13 protein-coding genes, 1 tRNA gene and 1 other RNA gene are annotated in these 17,963 nt (G+C 57.4%); 8 read left to right on the plus strand and 7 right to left on the minus strand.

All coding sequences use genetic code 11. The annotated features are described in order from the left end of the window. Positions 1 to 20: 20 nt before the first annotated feature. Positions 21 to 770 (plus strand): SRPBCC family protein, encoded by a 750-nt coding sequence (locus tag H6G62_RS03445; RefSeq protein ID WP_199324708.1) that lies wholly within the window; start codon positions 21 to 23, stop codon positions 768 to 770. Between the two features lie 32 nt (positions 771 to 802). Here H6G62_RS03445 and H6G62_RS03450 read toward each other — a convergent pair whose 3' ends face one another. From H6G62_RS03450 to ssrA, 4 genes are all read right to left on the minus strand, one after another. Further along, a complete protein-coding gene (locus tag H6G62_RS03450; protein ID WP_190492711.1) occupies positions 803 to 3,454 on the minus strand; it encodes a PAS domain S-box protein in 2,652 nt (883 codons plus the stop codon). Positions 3,455 to 3,635: 181 nt separating this feature from the next. Further along, positions 3,636 to 5,306, minus strand: coding sequence for an iron ABC transporter permease (locus tag H6G62_RS03455; protein WP_190492712.1), 1,671 nt, complete (start codon positions 5,304 to 5,306; stop codon positions 3,636 to 3,638). Positions 5,307 to 5,398: 92 nt separating this feature from the next. Then, on the minus strand, positions 5,399 to 6,226 hold the full coding sequence (locus tag H6G62_RS03460; RefSeq protein WP_190492713.1) for a DUF1350 family protein: 828 nt from the start codon (positions 6,224 to 6,226) through the stop codon (positions 5,399 to 5,401). Between the two features lie 539 nt (positions 6,227 to 6,765). Further along, positions 6,766 to 7,154, minus strand: a transfer-messenger RNA (tmRNA) gene (gene ssrA / locus H6G62_RS03465). A gap of 323 nt (positions 7,155 to 7,477) precedes the next feature. On the opposite strand from ssrA, the gene H6G62_RS03470 reads away from it, so the two are divergent. Both H6G62_RS03470 and H6G62_RS03475 read left to right on the plus strand, forming a co-directional pair. Further along, a complete protein-coding gene (locus tag H6G62_RS03470; protein ID WP_190492714.1) occupies positions 7,478 to 7,897 on the plus strand; it encodes a hypothetical protein in 420 nt (139 codons plus the stop codon). A 563-nt stretch (positions 7,898 to 8,460) separates the two neighbouring features. Beyond that, positions 8,461 to 10,788: a bifunctional (p)ppGpp synthetase/guanosine-3',5'-bis(diphosphate) 3'-pyrophosphohydrolase gene (locus H6G62_RS03475; protein WP_190492715.1), complete on the plus strand. Its 2,328-nt coding sequence runs from the start codon at positions 8,461 to 8,463 to the stop codon at positions 10,786 to 10,788. 176 nt (positions 10,789 to 10,964) lie between these two features. Here H6G62_RS03475 and H6G62_RS03480 read toward each other — a convergent pair whose 3' ends face one another. Continuing rightward, positions 10,965 to 11,435, minus strand: coding sequence for a tetratricopeptide repeat protein (locus H6G62_RS03480; RefSeq protein WP_190492716.1), 471 nt, complete (start codon positions 11,433 to 11,435; stop codon positions 10,965 to 10,967). 303 nt (positions 11,436 to 11,738) lie between these two features. Here H6G62_RS03480 and gvpA point away from each other — a divergent pair, with 303 nt between their 5' ends. From gvpA to H6G62_RS03500, 4 genes are all read left to right on the plus strand, one after another. Then, entirely contained in the window at positions 11,739 to 11,957 is a 219-nt protein-coding gene (gvpA, locus tag H6G62_RS03485) for a gas vesicle structural protein GvpA (protein WP_017300094.1), read from the plus strand. A 306-nt stretch (positions 11,958 to 12,263) separates the two neighbouring features. Continuing rightward, positions 12,264 to 13,562: a hypothetical protein gene (locus H6G62_RS03490; protein ID WP_190492717.1), complete on the plus strand. Its 1,299-nt coding sequence runs from the start codon at positions 12,264 to 12,266 to the stop codon at positions 13,560 to 13,562. Further along, the gene (gene gvpN, locus H6G62_RS27290; RefSeq protein WP_347239281.1) at positions 13,559 to 15,808 is read left to right on the plus strand and encodes a gas vesicle protein GvpN; all 2,250 of its coding nucleotides are present in this window, start codon (positions 13,559 to 13,561) and stop codon (positions 15,806 to 15,808) included. The genes H6G62_RS03490 and gvpN overlap by 4 nt, the downstream gene beginning before the upstream one ends. Next, on the plus strand, positions 15,805 to 16,167 hold the full coding sequence (locus H6G62_RS03500) for a gas vesicle protein GvpJ (RefSeq protein WP_190492718.1): 363 nt from the start codon (positions 15,805 to 15,807) through the stop codon (positions 16,165 to 16,167). Before gvpN ends, H6G62_RS03500 begins: the two co-directional genes overlap by 4 nt. 40 nt (positions 16,168 to 16,207) lie before the next feature. Here H6G62_RS03500 and moaC read toward each other — a convergent pair whose 3' ends face one another. Next, positions 16,208 to 16,720, minus strand: coding sequence for a cyclic pyranopterin monophosphate synthase MoaC (gene moaC / locus H6G62_RS03505; protein WP_190492719.1), 513 nt, complete (start codon positions 16,718 to 16,720; stop codon positions 16,208 to 16,210). An 86-nt stretch (positions 16,721 to 16,806) separates the two neighbouring features. Here moaC and H6G62_RS03510 point away from each other — a divergent pair. Then, positions 16,807 to 16,880 (plus strand) — tRNA-Arg (locus tag H6G62_RS03510). 186 nt (positions 16,881 to 17,066) lie between these two features. Here the strand turns inward: H6G62_RS03510 and H6G62_RS03515 are convergent. Continuing rightward, complete coding sequence (locus tag H6G62_RS03515) at positions 17,067 to 17,801, minus strand: response regulator transcription factor (RefSeq protein ID WP_190492740.1); 735 nt, start codon at positions 17,799 to 17,801, stop codon at positions 17,067 to 17,069. Between the last annotated feature and the right edge of the window lie 162 nt (positions 17,802 to 17,963).

Genomic DNA, 17,963 nt, shown 5'->3' on the forward strand with positions numbered 1-17,963 from the left:
CCCCATCCGTAGGAGTATGGATGGGGGAGGCGGCTGCGCTATGGTTGCGAGTGGACTTTGCTGGTATTCTGGGCAAAGAAATTTGCGTTGGTGCCATGACCATCCATTTCCATGACCGGACGGCCTCCGCCGGATTGCCCCTAGAGGGGGGGAATCGCTGGGTGAGCGAGGACGCCTTGGCCCTAGGGGAAGCCTGGGGCAACTCTGAAACACTGGGGGACGCCCTGGCGAACGGCGAGGATGATGGCGGCGATGGCATTGAAGACCGCCTGGAGAGCGGCATTGCTGTCCACACGGAAAAGCGGACGGGTCGTCAACGACGCATCCATGCCCTTACGGACTTACCCTTCACCGCCGAACAGCTTTGGCAAATCCTCACCGACTACGATAATCTGGCCAGCTTTATTCCCAACCTCACCCGCAGCCGTCGTCTGAGCCATCCTGAAGGCGGCATTCGGATTGAGCAGGTGGGTTCCCAATGTTTCCTCAACGTGAAGTTTTGCGCCAGGGTGGTGCTGGATGCCGTGGAGCACTTCCCCAATGAACTGCGGTTTTCGATGGTGGAAGGAGACTTTCGCCAGTTTGAGGGCCAGTGGACGCTGGAGCCGATGGCTGGCCCCACCCCCCGCACCCGCCTGGGCTACGACCTGCTGATTTGTCCCCCCCGTGCCATGCCCGCTGGCCTAATTGAACGCCACATTCGCAACGACCTGATCCGCAACCTACACGCCATTGGCGAACGGGCTACGGTGCTGTTTGGTGTGTCCTAGCCCAGGTGATTGGTCCAGGTTATCCGCCCAGATTATTCGCAGAGTTGCTCGATGGCGGTGACGAGTTTTTGCATACTGAGGGGTTGGCCTAGGCAAAGGTCGGCTCCAGCAGCGAGGTAGTCGGCGGAGATGGCGGCGGCGGGGCCGGGAGCGAGGACAATGATGCGACAAGGGCTCCAGGTTGGATCCTGACGTAGGGTTTGAATCAGGTCTAGGCTATCCATGCTGGAGAGTTGGGCGTCAATGAGCCATACCTGGGGTGGCTGGCCTTGGGCTAGGGCGAGGGCCGCAGGGCCAGTGTCAGCCACGAGAAGAGGAAAGCCCTTCGCCTTCAGATAGACCTCAATGGTATTTGCCGGGGCGCGGCGTTCGGCAGCGAGCAGTACCGAGGGCCGGGTGGCCGGGTGGGCTTCGACGGGCTGATGCGGGGGATGGATGTCGTGGGGGGTGGGCTCCGGGTCGGAAGACGCAGGCTGGGCGGCGGTGGATAGCCCTAGGATAAAGCAACTGCCCACCCCTGGGAGGCTGGCCAGTTGAAGGCTACCGCCATGGAGAGCCACAATTCGCTTTACCAGGGTCAACCCTAGCCCGGTGCCCTGGTATTGCCGATCCAAGGCGCTATCGACCTGGATAAAGGACTGGGAAAGCTGGGCAATGTTGGCGGCGGCGATGCCAATGCCCGTATCGGCCACCGAGATATAGAGAAAATCGGTCGGAGGGGAGGCTTCGACCTCAAGGGTGGCGATGGACTCGAACCGGGGTGGATCGAGCAGGCTGTGCAGGGTCGCGGATTGGAGGGCGGCGGGAATGGCGGGTGTGTGGCCCACCGAGAGGGTGACGGTGCCACCGGAGGGGGTGAATTTGATGGCATTGGAGAGCAGGTTGATCAACGCTTGGCAAAGGCGGCGTTCGTCAATGTAGACGAGGGGCAGATCCGCTGGGGCTTCCAATTCTAGGCCGATTTGCTTGCGCTGGGCCTGCTGGCGCACAAAGGTACGGCTAGTGAGGCAGATTGGCCCTAGGGCGGCGGCCCGCATATCCAGGGAAATCTGGCCCGATTCAATTTTGGCCAGGTCGAGAATATCGTTAATCAGATCCAGCAGGTGGTTGCCCCGCCGGTCGATGGTGGCCAGGGCGCTGGCCTGGGCTTCGGTGATGGGGCCAAAGGTGGCGTTTCGCAGCCCTTCGGTCATGCCGAGGATGGCGTTGAGGGGAGTGCGGAGTTCGTGGCTCATGTTGGCCAAGAATTCATCCTTGAGGCGGGTGGCGCGGGCCAGTTCTTCGTTGGTGTGTTGTAGTCTGGCTTCAACCTCCCGGCGTTGACGATCCAGCCGATAGCCCTCGATTAAGATGCTGCATGTTACCAAAAAGGGCTGAAGTTCCTCCACGAGGGATTCCTGATAGCCACCGGGACGATTGGCAATCCCCACCATGCCCATCAGTTTTTCCCCTTGAAAAAAGGGCAGGCCCAGAAAAGCAAGCAGCGGCGGATGGCCGCTGGGAATGCCGCCTCGGCGCGGATCGGTGGCGGGGCTGTTGGCGATGACGGGCTTTCCGGTCATGATCACCGCCCCAAACAGGGTGTCCATGTTGGTGAATTCCATCCCGATAGCGTAGTTCTCTTCGTAGAGCCGCTGGGTTTCCTCGTTCCAGGCGATGTTGGTGAGGCTGTGGGATTTCAGGTAGGGCACGCCACGAATTTTCATTAGGTTGTCTTCCATATCGGCGGTGCCGTCCTCCCGAAACAGCACCTCGCCAATAAAGCCGTACTCACTATCCGTCAGCTCTAGCAGGGTGTTCAGTAGCCCTTCAAAGATCGTGAGGCGGTTGGTGAGGGTGATGAACTGGGTTTGGGCGGTGCTGATTGCCGTCAGCATTTGCAGATTGCTGTGTAGCGCCAGTTCCATCCGTTTGCGACTGGTGATATCAAACCGAATAGCAAGGTACTGCACGGGGCTACCGTCGTTATCGAGAAAGGGGGAAATGGCGGTGTCCATCCAGTAGAGGTGGCCGTCCTTGTGGCGGTTGCACACCTCGCCGCGCCAAATTTGGCCCTGGGTAATGGTGTCCCACATCGCCTTGAAGAATTCGGGGGGGTGGTAATCGGCCTTCATGATGCGGTGGGTTTGGCCAATCAGTTCTTCGCGGCTATAGCCAGAGATTTCGCAGAAGCGATCATTGACGAGGGTAATCACACCCTGGGCATCGGTCATCGCCACAATAGCCGCTGAATCCACTGCCCGCTGAAAAACCGCGAGTTCCTGGCTGCGTCGCTGAATCTGGCCCTCCAGGGTTTGGTTGCGTTGATTAAGCGCCTGCTCTAACCGCTTGCGATCACTAATGTCTCGACAGGTATACAACCACCGACTGGGGCCAAGGCGCACCGACTGGATGTGAATGAGCAGATCGTGGCGCTGCCCCCTTTGGTCGTAGAGGTAGGTTTCTAGGTTGCGCTGTTCCCGCCGCAGTTCCGGCAGTTGATCCTCGCTCCAGTGGCTAAAGAGATGCTGAATTTGGCCCATGGCCACGAGATCTAGCCACGTATAGCCCAGTAGATTCGAGGCATTGGGGCAAATCCAAGTAAACCGCCCCTGCTCGTCGGTCATCAAGACCGTATCAGCCATGTGGGCCAGCACCTCAGCAGCCAGTTCGGGATCATTCCCAGCAGAGTTCAGGGAGGTCATGGGCAGCGGGTAGGGGTTAGAACGACGAGCCTAAATTTAGAACGACGAGCCTAAATCCAGCATATCTGTTATCCGCTCGGCTCAAGCGCTAGACCGCCGCTACCTGGTAGCGGCGGTTGCCATCCTCTATGGCACCACCCCATCGTTGGCTTCCAGATCAGCATCCAGTAACTGTCATGGTCTAAGGCGAATTTCCTCCTCCCTCCTGGGCAATGCGGCGGCTGAGCCAGAAGACGGGCAATAATCCTACCAGAATAATCGCCAAAGCCGGGGCGGAGGCTTCCACCAGGCGTTCATCGGCGGCGTATTGGTAGACCCGCACCGCCAGGGTATCAAAGTTGAAGGGGCGGATAATCAGCGTGGCGGGCAACTCCTTCATCACATCCACAAACACCAGCATTACCGCCGTCAGCAGACTGCTGCTCAGTAGGGGGAGATGGATGTTGGTGAGGGTTTGGCGGGGGCTTTGGCCCAGGCTGCGGGCGGCATCATCCAGGGAGGGCTTGATTTTGGTCAGTCCGGCTTCTACGGCCCCAAAGGACACGGCCAGAAAGCGCACCAGGTAGGCCAAAATCAGCGCAATGATGGTACCACTGAGCAGCAGCCCCGTGGAAAATCCCAGGGTTTGGCGCATCCAGCCATCGATAGCATTGTCAAACCGGGCTAAGGGAATCAGGGTGCCCACGGCAATCACCGCACCGGGGACGGCATAGCCCAGGTTGGCTCCTTGGACTCCTAGCCGTAGCCAGGGGGTTGAATTGAGCCGCAGTCCGTAGGCCATCACGAGGGCCAGCCCCATGGCAATCAGGGCCGTCAGGGTGGCGAGGATGAGGCTATTCAGGCTCAGCGTCACAAAGTCGCCGTTGAAGGTAGCTTCGGCGTTGCGGAGGGTCATGGCCAGCAGCAGCCCCACGGGCACCACCAACCCCAACAGGACGGGGATACCGCAGGCCAGCCAAGCCCCCACGGCACGGATTCCGGTCAACCCATAGCGGGAGGGAGCGGCGGCGGCGAGGCTTTGGTAATAGCGAGATCGGCGGCGGGATCGTTGTTCAATCCACACCAGGGCGAAGATAAACAGGAGTAATACCGCCGAAAGCTGCACGGCGGCGGGGCGATCTCCCATGCCAAACCAGGTGCGATAGATGCCCGTGGTGAAGGTGGGCACACTGAAGTAGGCCACGGTGCCAAAGTCGTTGAGGGTTTCCATCAAGGCCAGGGCCACCCCCGCCGCAATGGCCGGACGAGCTAGGGGCAGGGCCACCCGCCAAAAACTCCGCCAGGGGCCACAACCCAGGGAACGACTAGCTTCCAACGTGGCGGTGGACTGTTCGGCAAAGGCGACCTTTGTCAATAAATAGACGTAGGGATAGAGGGTGAGGCTAAACAGCAGAATCGCACCGGGCAGCGAGCGAATGTTGGGAAACCAGTATTGATCGGCCTGTTCCCAACCAAACAGACCCCGCCAAAAGGTTTGCACGGGGCCAAAGTATTCCAGGGTGTCGGTATAGACGTAGGCCAAAATATAGGCCGGAGCCGCTAGGGGCAGCAGCAGCAGCCACTCGAACCCGCGCCGCCCCGGAAACTGGCAGGCACTCACCAACCACGCCGTCCCCACGCCGATGACCAACACCCCCAGACCCACCCCCACCATCATCACCAGGGAATTGCGGATATATTCCGGCAGTACCGTGGAGGCCAAATGCCCCCAGGCGTCGCTGGTGCCCGTCAACACGCTGGCGAGAATGATTAGCACGGGCGAAATCATCACCAGGGCAATCAACGACACCGCCACCGTCCAGCCATCGGGCCAGCGCAACGGCAATCTAGACGCGAGGATGGGGCGATCCATAGGGCTTAATGCTACTCATTCCCTTTAGCTTAGAGTACGTTTGCGCCACCCAGACCGTTGAATTGGGTTTCCCTAGGATGTGATGAGCGGCCCTAGCGTTTCTTCTGCAACGCGATGGGAATGGCGTTGGGATCAAGGGCCGATGCCATCAGCCAGGACAACAGGGTTTGCTTCAGTTGGTTCAGATCTCGGTAAAACTCCTGCTTCACAAACTGGCCGAGGGCATCCAGCGGCGAAAAGGATTCCCCTGGCTGCCAGCCAATGTCTTGGGCAATGGGCGTCGTGTGGCTTCCGGGCAAAATTTGTACCGTGGTCGCCTCTGGGAATCGCGGCACCAGCACCTCGGAAAGCGGGCGAGTTTGGTCGAGGGTGTCGTTGCGGAACTTAATCAGCAAATTCTGCGCCACGGGATATTGATCCTGCACCAGGGCCAGGGTGGCCTCCGGGTTGGGGGTAAACTCCACATCCAGGGTGGGGCTAAACTGCACCACCTGCTCCAAAAAGGGAATCGAGCGCTTGGCCGGATAATTGTTAAAACTCAGGTACATATTGCCCGCCCGATCCACCTCCCACAGACTGTTAATCAGCAAATGCACCTTGCAGCCCATGCTGTGCCCTAGGCCATAGATCGGCAGGTAGGGATCATTAATACCCAGGCGTCGATCTAGGTAGCGCAGTGCTTGGCTAAAGGTAATCAGCACTTCTTCGGCGATCACCTCATGGTCAAAGGTGTTGATAAAGGGCGTCGCCACAATCAGGTAGCCCTGGGCCGCCAAATTTTCTAGCAGCCAGCGGTAGGTGACGCTGGGAGCCGCCGACACAAAGGCTCCACCCAAAAAATGAATAATGGCCCTCGGCTGCGGAGGGATCAAAATCCAGTTGCCCGCCACCTCTTGCCAATCCGCTGTCCAATTCGCCATGGTTGCCGCTGTTCCGTCCATCCGAGGCCGTTACCGTACCTCATTAATGTAACGAATTTATGCAGAAAACCCCAACCGTGATGGCAAAGGCTCAGCAATGCTTGGCCTAAATCCCCAAACCCTACCCCATCCTCCAATGTCCAGCCCGTCAAATCATCGAGGAAAGGTCAAGAGTTCCTGGGATTTTTGCAGGATTGCAATTAAGATTTGTAATGTTCTTCGGGGCGATATTCTCGCAGCCAGCAACGCTCTAAAAAACGAACTTGGTAGGTACGCCAAAAGCGCCAGGGATTATAGACCGCCTGGTGAGACCGGCTGAAGATAGGTTGATTCAGGTAGGGCCAGAGAGGGAATTGCATGTTCCTAAAACTCTTAAAAAAAACAATAGAAGTGGACAACTTCCAGGAAGATTGCCCCATCTCAACATTGGCCGTCTTCCATAGCCGAGGCTACTCCCTCAGTATAGACAGACGAAAAAAGAGACCCAACATTGGGTCTCTCACTTGGAAAGATATTTAATAATCAAACACATGTTTTAGGAATGGAGCTGACGGGAGTCGAACCCGTGTCCGCTTTGAGTATTAACACACCACTCATTCACAGGCTTAGCCCCGCTAATCCTTGGGGCAGGAACCGTCACTTATCCCGGACGGTGGGATGCTCTAGTGAACGCTTAGCTGACAGGCTCACTAGAGAACGCCTGCTAGCGCATCCGTTGGGGTTTTGTCCACAGTCCTTAACGGAGTCAAACTATGAACGCTCGCTAAAAGAGTTTTAGTTAAGCGGCAACAGGTGCAGCTTTACGAGCAAAAGGAACGATGTTGTTCGCACTTACGTTTGTTTTGAGCCTGGATTAACGAGAGTGGACTCCCTCTCGGCCTGTATCACAGCGTGACTTTCGTCAAAACGTCGAAACCGTTACAGCCCCCTGAGTGAACTCTTTCGCCCATTATAGGCCAAGATCCCGGCCCTGGGGGAGGGGTGTCCGGGGATTGGGGTGGGGAAAGCCGCCCTGCCAACCCTCGATGGGGCCAAGGTGAACGGCACACCCTAGGTTATGGCATCTATAACCATTCATAAACTGAGAGAGGCAACCCTCGACGTATAATTATCTCTTAAGCATCCTGTTTTCTTAACTTTAGGGTACGAGTGGGCCACCTTGGTGAACCCTGACCCAGGGTGCGATCTTGATATTTACCCCAGTCGTGGCCTTCCCGGTGACGGCCTGTTGCGATAAGGACTTTAATACCTATGACCACCCCTAACGACGCCAGTAACCCAGAGACCTCCGAAAAAGAGACCAGCCCTCGACGCTCTAGCCGAGCCAAGCGCAATACCTCGGAAGGGGGTTTGGTGAAGGCGGGCGGCAGTGAGGTGGTGTTTGTGCTCGATGATGACACCCGCCTGGTGGAAACAGACTCCCTGCCCAACCACCGCCCTATTGCCCTCAGCAGCTTTGAAATTGTGGGCACGCTAGATCAGGCTGGCCATCGTCCCATTGGGGCCAACACCTTCATGATCTCCACCCTCGATACCCTGCCCGGTCATCGCCCAGTCGGTGTCAGCAGCCTGATGATTTCTGACCTCCACACGCTGCCTGGGGATCGCCCCATTGCCCCCAATGATGTGATCGATCCCCATCCTTCCGTCCTAATGGGCTACCTAGACTAGGTTGTTCGATCATCGCACCATTCCCAATGCCCCTCCCCTGGCCTAGGAGAGGGGTTTGTTGTGTTGGGGCTTGCTAGCAGGTTAACGACGGGGACTGTGTCATCGATTGATGGGATGGGGTGCAGGGGATGACCTTAAGGACGATCCATGGTGGATTTCACTCGGTTGAAGGACATCTCGCTGATCCCCCCGGCCACCCTTAGACAGGGGGGGACAGAGTAAAACTTAAGCAGCCCGATGTCGGGGGGATCTAGAACTAAGCAACTACATACCTCACTCTATTGAGAACCGCTACGGATCAGCATTTAGTAACTTTGGGAACATTTTGCTCACCAATCCTTCGCAGGATTTAAACAAAATGTTAAGGTAAATGACATGACAGCAGCGTCCGGCACGCCAAGCCTGGGCGAATATTGCGGCTCCCTAAGCTCAGGGTACATTTCTGGGCCGATGGTGTAGGTTATCTCTATCCAAATAAATTTATCGGCTACGGCACAGAACGTTTGTACGAATTGTGCTCTTTTTTAGCATTTTTGCCCTCCCTTTACCCCGCTTGTCGTCCTATGACTGCCACGGTTCATCCCTCGCCATCAACCGATCTTGAGCCTCGCGCTGCTGAGTCATTTTTGCCCACCGATTGTGATCTACCCGACTGGCTGACCACCTGTGTACTGAGTTATCACGATCCGTTGCGGGAAGGGCAGGTGCCCCTAGCCGATGATAAGTCTAACAGTGAACTGGTCTGTCGGGCCTTTGAGTTTGCCTATACCCTGCACCAACAGCAATATCGGGCCTCTGGGGAAGCCTACATTTGTCACCCGGTGGCGGTGGCGGGGCTGCTGCGAGATTTGGGCGGCGACAGTGCCATGATTGCCTCCGGGTTTCTGCACGACGTAGTGGAAGATACGGATACGCCGCTCGAACAAATTGAGGAATTGTTTGGCCTCGAAGTGCGGCAGTTGGTGGAGGGCGTCACCAAGCTCTCGAAGCTGAATTTTGAGAGCAAAACCGAGCGGCAGGCGGAGAACTTTCGCCGCATGTTCCTGGCCATGGCCCAGGATATTCGGGTGATTGTGGTGAAGCTAGCGGATCGCCTCCACAATATGCGCACCCTAGAGCACCTCAGCGACGAAAAACGTCGCCGCATTGCCCGCGAAACCATGGAAATTTTTGCGCCCCTAGCCAACCGACTGGGGATTGGGCGGTTCAAGTGGGAACTGGAGGACTTGTCCTTTAAATACCTAGAACCGGAAGCCTATCGGCAGATGCAGGAATACGTCACCGAGAAGCGGACGGATCGGGAGGCGCGACTGGTGCAGGTGGCGGAAACCCTGCGGGAGCGAATGCACGAGGCCAACATGCAGGTGGTGGATGTGAGCAGTCGCCCCAAGCACCTGTACAGCATCTACCGCAAGATGGAGAAGCAGCAGAAGGACTTCCACGAAATCTACGATGTGGCGGCCATTCGGCTGATTGTGGGCACCAACGAGGAATGTTACCGCGCCCTAGCGATTGTCCACGATGCCTTTCGCCCCATTCCCGGACGTTTTAAGGACTACATTGGCCTGCCCAAGCCTAACCGCTATCAGTCGCTTCACACGGTGGTCATCGGCAGTAAGGGTAAGCCCATCGAAGTGCAGATTCGCACCCTAGAAATGCACCACATCGCCGAATACGGGATTGCCGCCCACTGGAAATACAAAGAAACCGGGGCTTCCACCAACACTCGGATGACCGCCGACGACGACAAATTTACCTGGCTGCGGCAGTTGTTGGAATGGCAAAACGACCTCAAGGATGCCCAGGAATTCCTCGAAAATGTGAAGGGTAATCTGTTCGATGAGGATGTCTACGTCTTTACCCCCAGCGGCGACGTGGTTCCCCTCAGCCGAGGCGCAACCCCCGTAGACTTTGCCTACCGCATTCACACCGAAGTCGGCAACCATTGCGCCGGAGCCAAGGTGAACAGCCGCATCGTCACCCTAGATACGCCCCTGGCCAATGGCGACATCGTGGAAATCATCACCCAAAAGAACAGTCACCCCAGCTTGGATTGGCTGAACTTCGTGGTCACCCCCAGCGCCCGTAACCGGATTCGCCAGTGGTATAAGCGCTCCCACCGAGACGAAAACATTGCCCGTGGCCGCGACCTGCTGGAAAAGGAACTGGGCCGCAACGGCTTTGACGCAATGCTGAAGTCCGACCCCGCCCGACTAGCGGCGGAACGCTGCAATTATCCCACCGTGGACGATCTGCTGGCGGGCTTGGGCTATGGCGAAGTCACCGTCAATCTGGCGGTTAACCGTTTGCGGGAAGAGATCATTAAGGCCCAAAAACCCAAGGAAGTCTCGTCTTCCGAAACCTCCTTGGGTAACTCTAACCAAGTTTTGGCCGATGCCGTCACCAGCCCCCATCGCCATCGCCACACCCCCTCTAAGGATCCCATCCTCGGTATCGAAGGCTTGGTCTACCACATTGCGGGCTGTTGTAGCCCTCTCCCTGGAGAACCCATCCTCGGCAGCGTTTCCCTCGGCAGTCGCGGCATTGCCATCCATCGCCAGGGTTGCCCCAACCTGGCTGATATTCCTGGAGATCGCCTCATTCCCGTCAGTTGGAACAATGGTGACGCCACCGGAAACCGCCAAACCTACCCCGTGGAAGTGAAGATCGAGGTAATCGACCGGGTGGGTGTGCTGAAGGACATTCTCTCCCACCTCTCTGACCTACAAATTAACGTCCACAAAGCCCAGGTAAAAACCTTCCCCGGCCAAACCGCCGAAATCGATCTCGGCCTAGATGTGCGAGATAGCGCCCACCTAGAGCAAACCTTCAGCCAACTGCGCAAAATGACCGACGTGCTCAACCTCCGCCGCATTAGCCAGGGGAACTAAAGCGTCTCAGTAGATGGCAAGGTCCCCGCAGCCCTCACCCCCAGCCCCTCTCCCAGGAGGAGAGGGGAGCCGGAAATGATTCAAAATCCCTCTCCCACATTGGGAGAGGGATTTAGGGTGAGGGCTGGATCATGGGCAAAGAGCGTGTTTGTGATCTACTGAGCTTCTCTGAGGGTTTAACTCAGGCGGGCGGTGCATTCTAGCAAAAGGCGCTGGTTGGTAATGGCGTAGGGTTGGACGGTGAGGGCTTGGCGAAAGGCTTGGATCGCTTGGGGGTATTGCCCTAGGGCGGCATGGCAGAGGCCCAACCCATGCAGCGCCCCAAAGTGGTAGGGAATCAGCTCTATCACCCGCTGGCAATCGGCGATGGCTTCCAGGTAGCGGTCTTGCAGGTAGTAGAGGACGGCGCGACGATTCCAGGCTTCGGCGAAGTCGGGCAGGTCGGCAATCACCTGGGACAGTAGCGCCTCGGCATCGGTGAAGTAGCCCTTGTCCATGAGGGCTTGGCTTTGCTGAAGATTGCGAAAGCCTTGGGCACCCTTTTGGTTAAACCACAGTTGCCAGAGTTGATCGGTGGCGGCTTCCCGATGGTCAGGATCAGCAGCTTTCAGCGCTTCCAGCAAGCGGTCAACGGTGGGGGAATCCATGGCGCAGCGTATCTCACATCACTCAAACCCCTATGGTACCCAGGAGCGCGACGAACCCCACAAAAATCGCGAATTTCTGGTTCAGACCAAGATTGATTCAATCGTTAGGTAACGATAAATAAACTATTGTTCCTAGGGTGTGAGTCTGTTCTGTGAATTGGGCAGACTACAAATGTGCAGGTCAATAGACCTCGCACTTGGCCCGCTGACTTTGCCTCGTCCTAGCCAACGGGCGTACCCATGGGCGCATCGTCGTCCGTCTCGATTTCACTAAACACACTTCACTGTTTAAGGGTTCAAACCATGGCTGTTGAAAAAGTAAACTCTTCCTCTAGCTTGGCTGAAGTTGTTGACCGCATCCTGGACAAAGGGATCGTCGTTGATGCTTGGGTTCGCGTTTCTCTGGTGGGCATCGAACTGCTGGCCATTGAAGCCCGTGTTGTGATCGCCTCCGTCGATACCTACCTCAAGTACGCTGAAGCCGTTGGCCTCACCGCCCAGGCTGCCGTCCCCGCCGCATAGGTTAGTCGTTCTGCGACCTAACCCGTCCCATCAGGCAACAGGGATACTCGGTAGATCGAAGACCTCCTGGCTCACCCTCACCCTAAATCCCTCTCCCAATTTGGGAGAGGGACTTTGAAGGACGTTCCGGCCCCCCTCTCCCACGGGGAGAGGGGCTGGGGGTGAGGGCTACTCACCTAATCCCTGTTTGCTAATTTCTGCCGTGAGGGGACAGAAATTGCTTGTCTTCTCAGGCGTCGGCTCCCTCAACCCTAGCGGGTTGCCGAGGTCTGTTTTTGAATGTTTATCTCAAGGGAGAGCAGTCCTGTGGCAGCACTTAATGAACAATGGCAAAACGCTCGTGCCCTCCGTCAGCAGGAGGTGGCCGAGCGACGGGAGCAGGTGCAGGTCGAATTAGAGGCTTGGCAAGATGACCGTCTCACCCAGGCCACGGAACTGCACCAGCACCTCTCTGATATGGCCGAAGCCCTGCGGATTGAAACCGCTGAGTGGCTGAGCCAAACCACCGAAGACCGATTGGCCCAAATTCCGCCGCTCCGTCAAGCCCTCCAGCGCTACACCGAGGAGCTTCAATCCGAAACCCAAGCTCTACTAGCCGACTATCAAGCGGATCGAGAACTCAGTGCGGCCCTCACGCGGCAACAACTGGCCCAGGATCGCCAAGAGCTAAGTGACACCGTGGACGAGCTACGCCTCGATATTGCCCAGGATTTGCGCCACATCCAGCAGCAGGTAGACGCCATTCAAAAGCAAACGGCGGTGGATCTGGCGGGTTATCGCCAAGATCAGGCGATGCTGCGGGCGGAACTGCTGCCGGAACTGGCGGATTACGTGACCAACCTTAAGGCCGATGTCAGCCAAACCCTCGATGAGATCAACGTAGAGCGCCAGATCGCTGAAATCGAACAGCAGGAAAAGCGCCAGCGGGATCGCCAAGCCCTCACCGAGCGCGTGGAGGCCATGTTTGAGGAACTGGCCGGGTTTCGCCAACACCTAGCTGAGCAACGCGCCGCCGTCACCGAGCAGGTGTGGGGAAACGGAGCCGTGCGCTATTCTCCGCCCAAGGTGCAGCAAACCGCCCCTAGGGTGACGCCCAAGCCTGCACCCAAACCTGCACCCAAGCCCGCCGCCGCAAGACCCGCCGCTGTGGCCCGTCCTACCCGTACTGTGACGCCAGCCCGTCCGGCGGCGACTCCCAAACCTCAACCCACCGTGACCAAGGCCGCTGCTCCCAGTCCGGCTCCTAGCCCAGTCGTGAGTCCGGCCCCTAGTCCAGTTCCCGTGGCTACGGTAACGGCTCCTCAACCCGTGGCCCAGGCGGAACCCGTCGCTACGGTGATGCCCCCCGTGGAGTCTGCGGTGGCGGTGGTGGATGCCCCGGTAGCCGTGGCTGCGCCGCCCGCCGCCAGGGCCGATTCGCCCACCCTAGAAGAGGTGGTCTATAACTATCTACACCTGGCCAACGGTGCCCGGATTAGCGAAATTGAAACCGAGCTTGGCATTACCCGATTCCAGGCCGTCGATGCCCTCCATGCCTTAATTCAAAAAGGCTTGATCGTTAAGCAAGACCGCACCTATCTCGCGAAAGAGGAAGCGCTTCTGTGAATACCGTCCTACAAGCCCGCCCCCGGAACTTTGTTTCGACCCCCACCCTAGAACGAACCGCCTTTCGCACCCTGCGCTACCTCAAGTCGGGGTATTCCGTCCACCTCAAGGGGCCAGCCGGAACGGGTAAAACCACCCTGGCCCTGCACCTGGCCGATCTCCTCGGTCGGCCCATCATGCTGCTGTTTGGCGATGACGAGTTCAAAACCTCCGACCTGATCGGCAGTCAATCGGGCTACACCCGCAAAAAGGTGGTGGACAACTACATCCACAGCGTCATGAAGGTGGAGGACGAGCTGCGCCACAACTGGATTGATTCGCGCCTGACCCTGGCCTGCCGGGAGGGTTTCACCCTGGTCTACGACGAGTTCAACCGTTCGCGCCCAGAGGTGAATAACGTGCTGCTGTCGGCCCTGGAGGAGAAACTTCTGGTGCTGCCTCCCACCCAAAACCGCTCGGAATATATTCGGGTCAGCCCCCACTTTCGGGCGATTTTTACCTCCAACCCTGAGGAATACTGCGGCGTCCACGGCACCCAGGATGCCCTCCAGGATCGGCTGATTACCATCAACATGCCGGAGCCGGACGAACTGGCCCAGCAGCAAATTTTGACACAAAAAGTGGGACTCGATCCCCTCGCCGCCCAGCAAATTGTGCGGATTGTCAGGATGTTTCAGGCCGATGCTGCGCCGGATATGGTCTCCAGCCTGCGACCCAGTTTGATGATCGCCACCATTTGTAACGACCACGGCATCATTCCCCTGGCGGAAAACTCCGACTTCCGCGATGTGTGCAGCGATATTTTGCTCACCCGCTCCAAGCACCCCCTCCCCGAAGCCACCCGCCGCCTGTGGGACTTGTTCAACCAGTTTGTGGCCTCCCAGGTGGGCGTAGCGGAACAGTTGCAGGGCAGTCAGTCCCAGCGGGCCGTCCGCCTCCACGGCGAAGAGGACGATGGCGAGGATGCCCCCGCTCCCCCACCAGATCCCGTCGTGGTGGACGCCGCCCCAGCGGATGATGCGCTCGTCAACGACGTAACAACCGAAGAACCGCCTGTGATGGAGGCGGCATCCGTCGAAGCACCTGCCCTAGAAGCACCTGTTCTGGAAGACGTTGCCGTCGAGGAAACTGCCGTCGAAGAAGCTACCGTCGAAGCGCTGGTTCAAGAGGAGGCTGTTCTGGAAGAATCCGTTTCAGACGCTATCTCTCCCATGGAAGAGGCTGCTGTAGAAACGGCGGCCCCTGTTCTCGAAGAAGCAATAATCGAAGCTGAAAACGCGACGGAAGAAACGGCGGATGTTGAGGCTATCGCCCTTCCTATTGACCCTGTTCAGGAAACACCTGCCTTTGAGGAAACGGTTGCTGAAGCAGTTGCCCTTGAAGAAACCGTCCCTGAAGCAGCCGTCCCTGAAGCAGTTGTCCTTGAAGAAACCGTCCCAGAAACACCTGCTTCTGAAGAACTTGCGACTGAACCCTCTGATTTGACGGAACCCGTTGTAGAGGAACTGACCCTAGAGGAAGCGGAGCCTGTCGTCGCGGAATCGGCCCTGGAGGAAGTTGCTGTTGAAGAAACCGCTGTTTTCGAGGCGTCGATTCCCCAGGAAGAGGTGTTTTGGGATGAATCTTCCCAGGAAGCGGTGTTTCTAGAGGATGAGCCGTTTTTAGAGGACTCCACCCAGGAAGCACCCGCCTTTGAGGAACAACCCTTCCCAGAGGATGACACTGAGGAAAATCTGACCTTTACCGAAGCCGCGTTTTTAGACGAATCCGCCGCCGTGGATGAAATCATTGCTCCTCAGACCATGGAGGATGAGGCCACGGATGAATCCATTACCGCAGTGGATGCTGTTAGCCCAGCGGAACCCGCTGTCGAGACGATTCCCCTTGCCGCCCCAGAGCCGATGATTTCGGTGCCTGTCGCCGCCGTTGCCAATGCTAACTCAGACGCCTTTGCCCCGGTGATGGTGGATAGTCCGACGAATGGAAATGGCCTGACGAATGGGAATGGCGTTGTAACCCAACCCTCGCCCCAAACCGAGAGCCCGATTGAAGAGCGAATTTTCAACTTTTTAGATACCGTAGGGTCAGCGTCCTTTTCTCGCATTGAAACCGACCTGGGCCTCACCCGCTTTCAGGTGGTCAATGCCCTCAAATCCATGTTGGATCAAGGGCTAATCGAGAAGGGGGCGGATGGTCAACGGCCATCGGTCTACCAAATTCGCGCTGAGTATCAGGAACTTCTGTGACTACCCCTGCCCCTCGTCCCCAAGCCGCCCGCATCACCACTGCCACCCAAAGCTCGTCCCTCGTGGATGTGTTGGAGCGGGTGCTGGACAAGGGCATCGTCATCGCGGGCGATATTTCGATTTCAGTCGGTTCTACGGAACTCCTGAGCATCCGCATTCGTCTGCTGATTTCCTCGGTGGATAAGGCCCGCGAAATTGGCATCAACTGGTGGGAAACCGACCCCTACCTCAGCAGCCGTGCCCAGGAGATGATGGAAACCAATCAACAACTGCTCCAGCGCATTGAGGGGTTGGAATCGGAATTACGCGCCCTCCGATCTGCCGCCCCCGCCACCCAGCCCGAATCGCCCTCGGCCTAGCCGTACCCGCTGGAAACAACTCCCAAGGGCACCGATACCACTAGGGAGTGGTCGCTTGGTAGTCGCCGGATTTGCCCCCGGTTTTGCGGAGCAGCCGTACCGACTGAATCTCCATGAATTTCTCTAGGGCTTTGGCCATATCGTAGAGGGTCAACGCCGCCACCGAGGCCGCTGTCAGCGCTTCCATTTCCACCCCCGTTTCCGCCTTCACCTTCACCGTGGCCTGAATGCGATAGCCCGGTAAATGAGTATCTGGAGTGATCACGACCTCCACCTTATGAATGGGCAGGGGGTGGCAGAGGGGGATCAGGTTGGCGGTTTGCTTTGCCGCCATGATGCCCGCCAGCCGTGCGGTACCCAAGACATCGCCTTTGGGGGCATTCCCGGCTTCAATGGTGGCTAGGGTTTGGGGCTGCATCGTGACAACGGCCTCTGCCACGGCCTCGCGCACGGTGGTGGCCTTAGCGCTCACATCTACCATTTGGGCTTGGCCCTGGGCGTCGAGGTGCGTCAGGGGCGTTGGGGCAGACTGCGGTTCGGAGGGATGGGCCATGGGTTTGTCTCAAAAATTTTTCAAATACTCTTCAAATCTAGTTTCCAAATTACCAAAAGACTGTGATAGGATAAAAAGCCTGACAGGGGCGTGTAGCTCAGTGGACTAGAGCACGTGGCTACGGACCACGGTGTCGGGGGTTCGAATCCCTCCTCGCCCGTTAAGCAACATAAGCAAGAGCCTCTAAATCGGAGGCTCTTGCTTACTGTTTTTATTGTGCGGATATTACTCTATCCCCAATCCGAATTGAGCCATCCCCAATTCTCAACTCGATACACCGTAGGCATGGGAGTTCTGCGCCCGCTGATACCGGGGGCAGTCGGGTTTTAGGATGCTCCCACTTGATCTAGAAGACGTTTTCAACGGCAGGTTGAGTGCCGGAGGCAGGCAACTCTAGGCAGTAGCCTGCGCCGTAGACGGTTTTGATGTATTTGGGATGGCGGGGATCTGGCTCTAGCTTAGTGCGGAGATGGCGAACGTGGACGCGGATAGTTTCGATGTCGTCGTTGGGTTCGTAGCCCCACACTTCCTGCAAAATTTGGCTGGGGGAGACGGTTTGGCCGTGGCGCTGAAGCAGACAGTGTAGTAACTCAAACTCCAGGTGGGTGAGCTTGACAGTTTTATCAAACCAGATGGCTTCGTAGCGTTCGGGGATGAGGGTGAGGGGGCCGTAGTTGAGGATTTCGCTGTGCTTGGCGGCCTGGGGAATGCGATCCGTGCGCCGCAGCAAGGCCCGCACCCTGGCCAGCATTTCGTCTAGCTCGAAGGGTTTGGTGAGGTAGTCATCGGCCCCGGCATTGAAGCCGTCTACCTTGTCTTGGGTTTGGCTGAGGGCGGTGAGCATCAACACCGGGATATCTGCCGTACGCCGATCTCGACGCAGCCGCTGGCAGACCGTGAGGCCATCTACCTTGGGCAACATTAGATCCAGCATAATCAAATCGGGCATAAGCTGTACGGCCAGCGCCTGCCCCTTCACACCGTCACCAGCTTGATTCACATCATAGCCAGCCATTTCTAGGTTGACAGAAACGAGTTCTGCAATGGCGGGATCATCATCAATGACGAGTATACGAGGCATCATGTATCAAAGGTAACGACTGGCCGACCACATCACTATGACGAGGGACTCCGCTGGCTAAGCGCAATGCCGAGGGCCAAGTTTGAGATGACTAGCCATAAAGCCTAGCATCTCTTTGTAAAGAGCAATGTCGGAATAATACAATTCCTAGATAAATTATAA

The organism is Phormidium sp. FACHB-1136 (genome assembly GCF_014697375.1).
Taxonomy (GTDB): domain Bacteria; phylum Cyanobacteriota; class Cyanobacteriia; order Phormidesmidales; family Phormidesmidaceae; genus Nodosilinea.

Bases quoted from the DNA above. Each gene is read 5' to 3' on its own strand.
- H6G62_RS03445 (WP_199324708.1), top strand. From the start codon at position 21: ATGGGGGAGGCGGCTGCGCTATGGTTGCGAGTGGACTTTGCTGGTATT.
- H6G62_RS03450 (WP_190492711.1), bottom strand. From the start codon at position 3,454: ATGACCTCCCTGAACTCTGCTGGGAATGATCCCGAACTGGCTGCTGAG.
- H6G62_RS03455 (WP_190492712.1), bottom strand. From the start codon at position 5,306: ATGGATCGCCCCATCCTCGCGTCTAGATTGCCGTTGCGCTGGCCCGAT.
- H6G62_RS03460 (WP_190492713.1), bottom strand. From the start codon at position 6,226: ATGGCGAATTGGACAGCGGATTGGCAAGAGGTGGCGGGCAACTGGATT.
- H6G62_RS03470 (WP_190492714.1), top strand. From the start codon at position 7,478: ATGACCACCCCTAACGACGCCAGTAACCCAGAGACCTCCGAAAAAGAG.
- H6G62_RS03475 (WP_190492715.1), top strand. From the start codon at position 8,461: ATGACTGCCACGGTTCATCCCTCGCCATCAACCGATCTTGAGCCTCGC.
- H6G62_RS03480 (WP_190492716.1), bottom strand. From the start codon at position 11,435: ATGGATTCCCCCACCGTTGACCGCTTGCTGGAAGCGCTGAAAGCTGCT.
- gvpA (WP_017300094.1), top strand. From the start codon at position 11,739: ATGGCTGTTGAAAAAGTAAACTCTTCCTCTAGCTTGGCTGAAGTTGTT.
- moaC (WP_190492719.1), bottom strand. From the start codon at position 16,720: ATGGCCCATCCCTCCGAACCGCAGTCTGCCCCAACGCCCCTGACGCAC.
- H6G62_RS03515 (WP_190492740.1), bottom strand. From the start codon at position 17,801: ATGCCTCGTATACTCGTCATTGATGATGATCCCGCCATTGCAGAACTC.